This is a genomic window from Daejeonella sp., from assembly GCF_046590655.1.
Classification (GTDB): Bacteria; Bacteroidota; Bacteroidia; order Sphingobacteriales; family Sphingobacteriaceae; genus Daejeonella.
This window is the reverse complement of record NZ_JBKJUM010000082.1, coordinates 1-9,856: the sequence shown is the minus strand read 5'-3', so window position 1 is coordinate 9,856 and position 9,856 is coordinate 1. Positions and strand designations below refer to the sequence as shown.

General features: G+C 40.4%; 11 protein-coding genes. 7 read left to right on the top strand and 4 right to left on the bottom strand.

The window, feature by feature from the left end; translation table 11 throughout:
* Nucleotides 1–73 precede the first annotated feature (73 nt).
* Together ACLL8Z_RS07995 and ACLL8Z_RS07990 are read left to right on the top strand one after the other, a co-directional pair.
* The gene (locus tag ACLL8Z_RS07995; protein ID WP_411274245.1) at nt 74–709 is read left to right on the top strand and encodes a peroxiredoxin; all 636 of its coding nucleotides are present in this window, start codon (nt 74–76) and stop codon (nt 707–709) included.
* An 82-nt stretch (nt 710–791) separates the two neighbouring features.
* A complete protein-coding gene (locus ACLL8Z_RS07990; protein ID WP_411274244.1) occupies nt 792–992 on the top strand; it encodes a cold-shock protein in 201 nt (66 codons plus the stop codon).
* A 9-nt stretch (nt 993–1,001) separates the two neighbouring features.
* On the opposite strand, the gene ACLL8Z_RS07985 is transcribed toward ACLL8Z_RS07990, so the two are convergent.
* Genes ACLL8Z_RS07985 through ACLL8Z_RS07970 form a run of 4 tightly spaced genes read right to left on the bottom strand, consistent with a single transcriptional unit; the run spans nt 1,002 to nt 4,637 of the window.
* Nucleotides 1,002–2,183 carry a THUMP-like domain-containing protein gene (locus ACLL8Z_RS07985; RefSeq protein WP_411274243.1) on the bottom strand — a complete coding sequence of 394 codons (1,182 nt, stop codon included), beginning with the start codon at nt 2,181–2,183 and terminating at the stop codon, nt 1,002–1,004.
* Nucleotides 2,184–2,187: 4 nt separating this feature from the next.
* Entirely contained in the window at nt 2,188–3,444 is a 1,257-nt protein-coding gene (locus ACLL8Z_RS07980) for an aspartate kinase (protein ID WP_411274242.1), read from the bottom strand.
* An 11-nt stretch (nt 3,445–3,455) separates the two neighbouring features.
* Nucleotides 3,456–3,926, bottom strand: a complete 471-nt coding sequence (locus ACLL8Z_RS07975; protein WP_411274241.1) for a GNAT family N-acetyltransferase — start codon at nt 3,924–3,926, stop codon at nt 3,456–3,458.
* A gap of 21 nt (nt 3,927–3,947) precedes the next feature.
* On the bottom strand, nt 3,948–4,637 hold the full coding sequence (locus tag ACLL8Z_RS07970; RefSeq protein ID WP_411274240.1) for a YggS family pyridoxal phosphate-dependent enzyme: 690 nt from the start codon (nt 4,635–4,637) through the stop codon (nt 3,948–3,950).
* A gap of 95 nt (nt 4,638–4,732) precedes the next feature.
* On the opposite strand from ACLL8Z_RS07970, the gene ACLL8Z_RS07965 reads away from it, so the two are divergent.
* The 5 genes from ACLL8Z_RS07965 to ACLL8Z_RS07945 form a co-directional block, all read left to right on the top strand.
* Complete coding sequence (locus ACLL8Z_RS07965) at nt 4,733–5,107, top strand: DUF4296 domain-containing protein (protein ID WP_411274239.1); 375 nt, start codon at nt 4,733–4,735, stop codon at nt 5,105–5,107.
* Nucleotides 5,104–7,467 carry an endonuclease MutS2 gene (locus tag ACLL8Z_RS07960; RefSeq protein ID WP_411274238.1) on the top strand — a complete coding sequence of 788 codons (2,364 nt, stop codon included), beginning with the start codon at nt 5,104–5,106 and terminating at the stop codon, nt 7,465–7,467. Before ACLL8Z_RS07965 ends, ACLL8Z_RS07960 begins: the two co-directional genes overlap by 4 nt.
* A gap of 45 nt (nt 7,468–7,512) precedes the next feature.
* Nucleotides 7,513–8,613, top strand: a complete 1,101-nt coding sequence (locus ACLL8Z_RS07955; RefSeq protein WP_411274237.1) for a PQQ-dependent sugar dehydrogenase — start codon at nt 7,513–7,515, stop codon at nt 8,611–8,613.
* Between the two features lie 44 nt (nt 8,614–8,657).
* Nucleotides 8,658–9,368, top strand: coding sequence for a CoA transferase subunit A (locus ACLL8Z_RS07950; RefSeq protein WP_411274236.1), 711 nt, complete (start codon nt 8,658–8,660; stop codon nt 9,366–9,368).
* Between the two features lie 54 nt (nt 9,369–9,422).
* Nucleotides 9,423–9,856, top strand: a 434-nt coding sequence (locus tag ACLL8Z_RS07945; protein WP_411274235.1) for a CoA-transferase, incomplete at its 3' end; no start/stop codon positions are given.

The following is a 9,856-nucleotide window of genomic DNA, read 5'->3' as shown; positions in this document are numbered from 1 at the left end:
TTTTTTAGTTTACATGGGACTTATCCAGTAAATTAGTACCTGTTATCAGATTGATAATTTAAATCAATGTATTATGAGTCTACGACTGGGCGATCTTGCCCCTAACTTTAAAGCGAAATCATCTCAGGGCGAGATAGATTTCTACGATTACATAGGAGATAGCTGGGTAGTGTTATTTTCACATCCGGCAGATTATACTCCGGTGTGTACGACTGAATTAGGAAAAACGGCTTCTTTGAAAGCCGAATTTGATAAACGGAATGTTAAAGTTATCGCTCTTAGTGTTGATAGCGAAGAATCGCACAGAGGCTGGATCAGGGACATTAATGAAACTCAGGATGTTGAGGTTAATTTTCCAATACTGGCTGACGAGAGTAGAGAAGTTTCTGAATTATATGGAATGATCCACCCGAATGCATCTGAAACGTTCACGGTACGATCCCTTTTTGTTATTGGACCCGACAAAAAGATTAAACTGATGATCACTTACCCTGCTTCAACAGGCCGTAATTTCCAGGAGATATTGCGTGTTATTGATTCACTTCAGCTTACGGCAAACTATAGTGTTGCTACGCCTGCAGATTGGAAAGACGGTGAAGATGTGGTAGTTGTACCAGCCATAAAAACGGAGGATATACCTGCCAAATTTCCCAAAGGATTTAGAGAAATTAAGCCCTACTTACGAATGACTCCGCAGCCAAATAAATAATTCGGTTTGAACTAAAAATCATTCGTTATATTTATGTTGTTTATCTATGTATTAAGTACATAGCGCATAAGTTTTTATAATTATGGCAACAGGAAAAGTAAAATGGTTTAATACCCAGAAAGGGTATGGATTTATTGTAAACGATGAGGATAACAAAGAGATCTTTGTTCATTTCAAAGATATTGAAGGCGGTGCTAATGCGATCAGAGAAAATGATTCTGTAGAATTTATCGTCGAAGAAGGACGAAAAGGACTGCAGGCTTCAAACGTTAAAAAAACGTAATTTTATAAATCATAACAGTCGGTTACAGTGGATCACTAATAATTCATTGCCCGGTCCTGTGCAAAAAAGGAGATATTCTATTCCGCCCTCGCTAATACGCAGCTTTTTCCTGATATTCTCAGGAGCCTGAGGAAAGTTGCGGCATATTATATTTGCTTTTTTAAAGTCTTGCCGCTTTGAAAAGCTTCCATAATCCCATGTATTCAAAACCTCGAATTTTCTCCCGATAAAATTTTCCTTTAGGGTATCGGATGTGTAAAGATGCGTATGCTGATGTAGTTTTTTTACATTAAATTCCTTAGTAATCAACTTGAAGCACCCAGCTTTTAGTAAAGCAACATCGGGTTCGTATAAATATGTCAAAGGTCTGTTAAACGGTCCGGATTCAAATTCCATTTCGGCGGATATCCGAAAAGTGAAAGTTTCAATATTTTCCTTGTTTAGAGCGGCGCAAGTAATTGGTGGGTCTGTTTCCTCTGAATCCTGATCAATAATATATAGCACTTCTTTGCATTCATTTTTTACACTTAAAATATGAATTGCACTCACCCTGTCCAATTCCCGGATTGTAGAATGCAGGTCGAGCAGAGGCGCTGTCTTAATAATGAGTCTTTTACATTTTCCAAATAAAAGTTCTTTTTCGCTGATTATGTCCGGCTCACAGTCTTTAAGCATGAACACCTTGCGCGAACTAAGCCGTCTGGAAGGATCAATATATATTGTGTCGTAAAAATCGTCAGATAACCTGAGGTATTCCACACCATCTCCCTGAACATATTTTATTGAAAACCCTAATACTCCAGCATTATGGGCCGAAATTTCTGAAAGCTCATTGTTTAGCTCGCAGTGTGTTACATCCTTAACTTTTTGAGAGAAAAAAGCGGCATCAACACCGTATCCGCCGGTCAGGTCAATTACTTTTGCACCCTTTACCAGTCCGGATTTATATTTGGCGGTTAGTTCTGATGAACTTTGCTCTAGGGCGAGTTTTGCTGGATAAAAAATACCGACTGTATCGTACCATAGGGGCAATTTGTTTTCACAGCGTTTCCGGCCATCCAGCTGTTGGGCGAGTTCTTTCGAGCTAAGAGCAGGGAAGGGGCTTTTAGAAAGACTTATACGGACAATATCCGCATGGACATTAGTTCGGATATATTCCTGCACATTCTTATCTAAAATAGCTTTATTCAATCGATTATTTTAAAACAAACTGAGCTGTATTTCTGCTGAGCTGTTCGAGAAGAACAATTCTTTGAGCGATGATTCTTTCAATATCACTGCGGATATAATGTCTGATAGTGATCAGTTCCAAACCCGTGTTGTACTTTACTTTATAACCGGAAAGTCCTTTAAGCAAACGTTTAAACTTCGGCTCATTGTAATCAGTGCAGATTGACAAACTTAGCGCGGAAACCTGCATCATATTGATCTTTATATCGGCTAATGAGAGCGTATTAAAAATATTGCTTAATACTGCTTCGTCAATGAATGACAAATCTTCCAACCTGAGCGATAGCAGTACCTGTTCTTTTTTAACAATGATCGCAGGAAAACTTTTATCGAAATCTGGCTCGCCGTCAATTCGTGTACCACTTTCCCCGGGCTGTAGAAAGGGTCGCACAAATAGTGGAATTCCCGCATTCTGTAATGGCTTTATGGTTTTAGGATGAATTACTGAAGCGCCATAATATGACATCTCCAGTGCTTCAACATAGGGAATGTGATTATAAATCTTTGTATCGCTGAACAATTTGGGATCGGCATTCAATACCCCGGGTACATCTTTCCAGATAGTCAAGGATTCGGCATTTAGGCAGGAGGCGAAAATCGCGGCCGTATAGTCTGAGCCTTCTCTTCCAAGAGTTGTGGTGAAATTTTCAGAAGTACCACCTATAAATCCCTGGGTGATGACGAACTGATGAGCTAAGACCTCCAAAAGGTTTTGAATCGAGGAACAGGTTTTGCTGATATCGATTCTTCCCTCCCGATACCTATTGTCAGTTTGAATAAAGCCCCTTGCGTCAATCCATTTGGTTTTTAATCCGATGGAATTGAGATAAGCACCGACTATCCGGCTCGAAACAAGTTCACCGATCGAAACTATCTGGTCATAATTGAAGTCGTAGTCAGTATGTGGCTCATCCTCCAGCATCCAGTCGATCTCTATAAAGGCATTTGCAACATCATCATAAACCGGATTATTTTGATCTGTAAAAAGCCCGCTAATGATTTCTTCATGGTATTGTTTTATTTCGCCGAAGATTTGTTGAACATTACCAGCTTTATTTACATAAGATTCAACAAGTTTTTCTAGCGAATTCGTGGTTTTCCCCATTGCGGAAACAACGATTAAAACTTCGTCGGATTTGTAATGCGAAAGAATAGTCGCCAGTGTTTTAACACCTTCTGCATCTTTTACTGATGCCCCGCCAAATTTGAATATCTTAATCACAAATTTTTAAATTAAATGAAATTGGCTAGCTGATCCTTCGACAGTGAAACATTAAGCCATCCGCCATCCAGAGGGGCATTATACTTTTTATAAAAATTTATCGCCGGCTCATTCCAGTCGAGCACTTGCCATGACATCCCATTGAAGCCTTTCTCAATTGCTTCCTGAATAAGCCTGTCGAATAGGAGTTTTCCGATTCCTGCACCGCGCATTTTTTCAGTAACCAAAAGGTCTTCCAGGTATAGCCGGCTGCCCTTCCATGTTGAATAGCGGATATAATAAAGTCCGAAGCCATGAATTATTCCATCCGCTTCAGCCACAAAAGCTTTCCAAACAGGATTGGCACCAAATCCAGCATCTTGAAATTCTTGAATCGTTACAGTCACTTCGTCAGGAGCTCTTTCATATTCCGCCAGCTCCTTTATGAGCTCCAGTAATCGCGAACAATCCTCTTTAATCGCTCCTCGTATATTTATGTTCATTCTTTTGCCCCTGGTTTTTTATTAAATTTTTGAATTTACGTTTAACGCCCGGCTACCAAATAAAGTGCTCCCAAGCCGGACCATGGTGCTTCCCTGCTCAATAGCTAATCTGTAATCTCCGGACATACCCATGGATATTTCAGTAAAATCAGGGTCTTTCCTGAAAAAAGTTTTCTTCAGACTGTCATGGAACGTCTTCAGCTCGTAAAACTCATCTTTTATCATCCTGATGTTATCTGTTAACGTTGCAATACCCATAACACCCCGAATTTTCACGTTCTTAAGCTGGTTAAATTCTTCTGAACGAAGTAATTCAACGGCTTCGGCAAAATCCATTCCGAATTTAGTCTCTTCATCAGCTATATAAATCTGCAGCAGACAATCAATAATCCGGTTCTGCTTGACAGCCTGCTTGTTTATTTCCTGCATCAGTTTTAAGCTATCTACAGAATGAATCATACTCACAAATGAAGCAAGATACTTGACTTTATTGGATTGCAGATGTCCGATGAGATGCCATTCAATATCTTTTGGAAGCTTTTCATGCTTTTCGACCATTTCCTGTACAGTGTTTTCACCGAAAACCCTTTGTCCAGCGTTGTACGCTTCGGCAATACTTTCTAAAGGTTTAGTCTTGGACACCGCAATCAACTTGACGCCGGTATTTTTTAGTTCCTCCTTAATAGCTGTAATATTAGCTGCAATGCTCATTAAATGCGTATTTTTGTATGTTAATTTTAAATGCTAAACCTACGGGAATAAGCATCAAAAATCAAGTATCTAATAAGTATCATGAATCTACTGATATGAAACAACTACAACTATTCATTATACCTCTGCTCTTAGTAGCGGCCTGCAACAAAAACCAGGTGCCCGATGGTGTTCTCGAAGAACAACGCATGGTCAACCTTTTAGCTGATATAACTATCATTGATGGTTATATATCAACTCTGACGTATACGGATACACTTAAAATAGATCGGAAAAACTACTACGCGACAGTATATAAAAATCATAATATAAATAAAGAGGTATTTGACAAGAGCATGAAATACTACAGCACTCAGCCGGCCTTGCTGGATAGCATGTACAACAAGGTTAACAGAAAGCTTGAAGCCAAGGAAAGGGTATTAACAAAAATTGAGCAGAGGAAAATGTTGAAGAAGGCAAATAGTAAATGATCTACCCAAACAACGCCGCCGAAAAGCTTGGTTTTCTGGATATTAAAGAGCTGATTAAGTCCTTTTGCCTCAGCACAATGGGTCAGCAGATGGTAGATAAGATTAATGTGATGAACAATTATGATCATATTAATAAGTTCCTGCGTCAGACAAAAGAGTTTAAGAATATACTTCTTAACGATTCACCTTTACCTATCACAAATTTCTTCGACATAAAAATAATGGCTGAGAAAGCCAGAATAGAAGGAACATACCTTTTGGAAGATGAATTTTTCAAAGTATCTATGTCGTTGGGAACTGTTTTTTCAGTTATTCATTATTTTACCGAAAGAGAGGGCCAATATCCAAACCTTGAGGCATTATTTGAGCATTTGCCTATAGAAAAGTCAATTCTTCTCAAAATTGACAAGGTAATAGATCAAAAAGGGAAGATCAGGAGTAATGCATCTCCGCAACTTCATAATATTAGCTCAGACATCGCAAAATCAGAGCAGGAAGCACGCAAAAGAATAGAACATATATTCAAAAGTGCTCAGAATAATGGCTGGACGGCTGATGGGAATCTAACTATCAGGGACGGGAGATTATGTATTCCTGTTCTGGCGGAGAACAAAAGAAAGCTTAAAGGGTTTATCCATGACGAGTCATCGTCGGGACAGACGGTTTATCTTGAACCGGAAGAAGTTTTCCAATTAAATAACATTATCAGGGATCTGGAGTTTGAGAAAAAGCGCGAGATCATAAAACTGCTGGTGTCTCTTACTGATGAATTACGCCCCTACGTGCCACTACTTTTGTCTTATCACGGACTACTTACTAAGCTCGATTTTGTCAGGGCTAAAGCGTTGTTTGCAATCAGTATTGATGCAGAAATGCCCGTACTAATTAAAGAGGCTGAACTGAACCTTATGAATGCACGGCATCCCTTATTGTTTTTGAATTTCAAAAAAGAGCAGCAGACGGTTGTGCCACTGAACATAAAAATAGATGAGCAAGAACGTATCATTGTAGTTTCTGGTCCGAATGCCGGGGGGAAATCTGTCTGCATGAAGACCGTTGGATTATTGCAGATCATGGTTCAGGCAGGCTTGCTTATACCGGCTGACGAGCATTCCAAGATTGGGATATTTAAACAAATATTTGCTGATATAGGCGACGATCAGTCCATAGAAAGTGATTTGAGCACCTATAGTGCGCACCTGTCGAAGATGAAAAACTTTATTGAAATGGCGAATTCAAGAACGCTGATTCTTATTGACGAGTTTGGTACCGGGACGGATCCACAGTTCGGAGGGCCTATCGCAGAGGCTGTTCTTGAAGAGCTTAATCAAAAAATGGTAAGAGGAGTTATTACTACTCACTATTCAAATCTAAAAACCTTTGCCAATTCGACTCCCGGACTCGAGAACGCCTCTATGTTGTTCAACAATCAGGAGATGAAACCTTTATATATTCTATCACTAGGTAAGCCGGGCAGCTCTTATGCGTTCGAAATAGCTCAGAAAATTGGCCTCAGCCAAAAAGTTTTGCAGTCTGCCAGAAACAAAATTGGTGTTTATCAAAAAAAGGTCGACACTTTGTTGGTTGATCTTGAAAGGGATAAGAAAGAATTAATTGATACACGGATCTCTTTAGAGAAAAAGGAACGTGGTTTAAAAGTAATGCTGGCCGAAAATGAGCAGCTCAAATCCTATCTCGAGGAAAATAGGAAAACTCTTTTAAAGGAGGCTAAAATTGAAGCTCAGAATATTATTAAAAATGCGAATAAACTAATAGAGAATACAATATCGGAAATTAAGGAGAATAAGGCTGAGAAGGAACAAACTCAAAAGCTACGTCAGAATCTGGAACATGAGTTGAAGAAACATTCTGTTCCGCTTAAGAAAATCGTGAAAGATGAGGCCGCGGTTGACCTTCAGAAAGGCGACTGGGTTAAATTACTGGATTCGGAAACCATTGGACAGGTAATGGAGATCGCCCGGGATAATGTAATATTGGCTATGGGCGACCTCAGGTCGGTTGTAAAGCTAAAGCGCGTGGAAAAGATCTCTAATAAAGCGGTCCCCAAAGAAATTCGGAAATCATATGGCCACGACCTTACGCAGGATTTCTCGGCCTTTAGTACAGAACTTGATCTTCGCGGCCGCAGGGGTGATGAAGCCTTATATGAAATTGAAAGATATCTGGACAGGGCTGTGATGATGGGTTTGAATAGTTTAAAAATTATTCATGGCAAGGGAGACGGTATTTTACGTAAGTTGATACGGGGCTATCTCAGTAAATATACGCAAGTTGACCGATTGGAAGATGAACATGCAGATCGGGGCGGGGATGGGATTACCTATGTCTATCTGAAATAGGAAAACAAATTACCGAACAACAGGTTGAAGATCTAAATTTTTTATATGAAAAAGTCACTAGCATTCGTAGTTATTGCAGCCCTCATGACCTGCGTCGGGTGTAAGAAATCATCAAAGATCCCCGACGTCGCTCAAGTCGATGCCACTATTGATATACAGGTATTATCACAAAACCTAACTCATCCCTGGGAGATTACCTGGGGAGAGGATAACATGATCTGGATGACAGAAAGAGGTGGTAAGGTTAGTCGTGTTAATCCTACGACAGGTGTAGTAACATCCATAATTACTATCGCAGACGTAAAAGCAATAGGAGAGGGTGGATTACTAGGAATGGCTTTGCACCCTTCTTTTGCGGCTAACCCGCATGTGTTTGTGGTCTACAATTATGACAAAGCCGGAGTTTATATGGAGAAAGTTGTTAAATATACTTTTGCAGGCGGAACATTAAGCAGCCCAACTATAATTCTGGACAATATTCCCGCTGCTAACATTCATAATGGCAGCAGGTTGTTAATTAGTTCTGATTTGAAACTCTTCATCACAACCGGTGACGCAGCCAACCCGCAAAGTGCTCAAAATGTGGCTTCAGTTAGCGGAAAAATCCTGCGAATTAACCTCGATGGGTCCATTCCATCCGACAACCCAATCCAAGGCAACCCGGTATGGAGTTTGGGACACAGAAACCCCCAGGGACTTGTTTTCGCTAATGATAAACTTTACAGTTCTGAACACGGGCCAGAAAAAGATGATGAAGTGAATATAATTCTTAAGAACAGAAATTTTGGCTGGCCAAGTGTTAATGGATTATGTGATGAAACGGCTGAGCAAAGTTTTTGCAACACTAATAACGTTGCCCAGCCTTTATCTCGCTGGACACCTACCATTGCCGTTGCCGGGATGGATTTTTATAACCATAATGCTATTCCTCAATGGAAAAATTCCCTTATTATGGCAACGTTAAAAGATGCAAGCCTCTACCAGCTAAAATTAAATGCAACGGGAGATAAAATAGATGATTCGAAAAAGCTGATCAGCGGTGCCTACGGCCGACTAAGAGATGTTTGTATATCTCCAGACGGGAAAGTCTATGTAGCTACAAGCAATGGCTCTAACGATAAGATAGTTGTCCTTATGAAAAAGTAATTTACGCTCTTCTTTTCTAATTCCGTTTTTCTAACCAATAATATATGATCAATAAAGTAGTTACTGATGCTGATGAAGCAATCAGGGATATAGCCGATGGTATGACGTTAATGCTGGGCGGATTTGGCCTTTGCGGGATACCGGAAAATTGTATAAATGCACTGGTCAGAAAAGGTGTAAAAGGCCTTACCTGTATTTCGAATAATGCCGGAGTGGATGACTTTGGAATAGGACTAATGCTGCAGCAAAAGCAGGTTAAAAAGATGATTTCCTCGTATGTTGGGGAGAATGCCGAGTTTGAAAGACAGCTTTTAAGCGGAGAACTTGAAGTTGATCTAATTCCCCAGGGTACTTTAGCAACTCGCTGTTTAGCTGCAGGTTACGGAATGCCTGCAATTTATACACCGGCGGGTGTTGGTACCGAAGTAGCAGAAGGAAAAGAAGTCCGTGACTTTAACGGTAAAGAGTACCTGATGGAGCTGGCCTTTGAAGCCGATTTTGCTATCGTCAAAGCATGGAAAGGCGATACGGCAGGAAATCTGATTTATCGCTCAACCGCAAGGAATTTCAATCCGGTGATGGCAATGGCGGGTAAAGTAACGATTGCAGAAGTCGAAGAACTCGTAGAAGTAGGAGATCTCGATCCGGATCATGTTCATACACCGGGAATTTATGTACACCGTATTTTCGAAGGAAAGGATTATGAAAAGAGGATTGAGCAGAGGACGGTGAGGACTGTGATCGGTAATCAGTGATCAGTAATTCGGTAGGTAATTCACAAATTAACAAATCGGCAAATTAAAAAATAAATGTTAGACAAAAACGGAATCGCAAAACGTATCGCGAAAGAAATAAAGGACGGCTTTTATGTGAACCTCGGTATCGGTATTCCTACGCTGGTGGCAAATTATATACCGGAAGGTATCGATGTCGTGCTGCAGTCGGAGAATGGTCTGTTGGGAATGGGGCCTTTCCCATTTGAAGGAGAGGAGGATGCAGACCTGATCAATGCAGGAAAACAAACCATCACCACATTGCCCGGCTCATCAATCTTTGATTCAGCATTAAGTTTCGGCATGATCCGTTCTCAAAAAGTTGACCTCACCATATTAGGCGCGATGGAAGTTTCGGAGAATGGCGACATCGCCAACTGGAAAATACCCGGCAAAATGGTAAAAGGAATGGGAGGAGCAATGGATCTGGTGGCTTCAGCAAAGAACATCATTGTGGCCATGCAGCATGT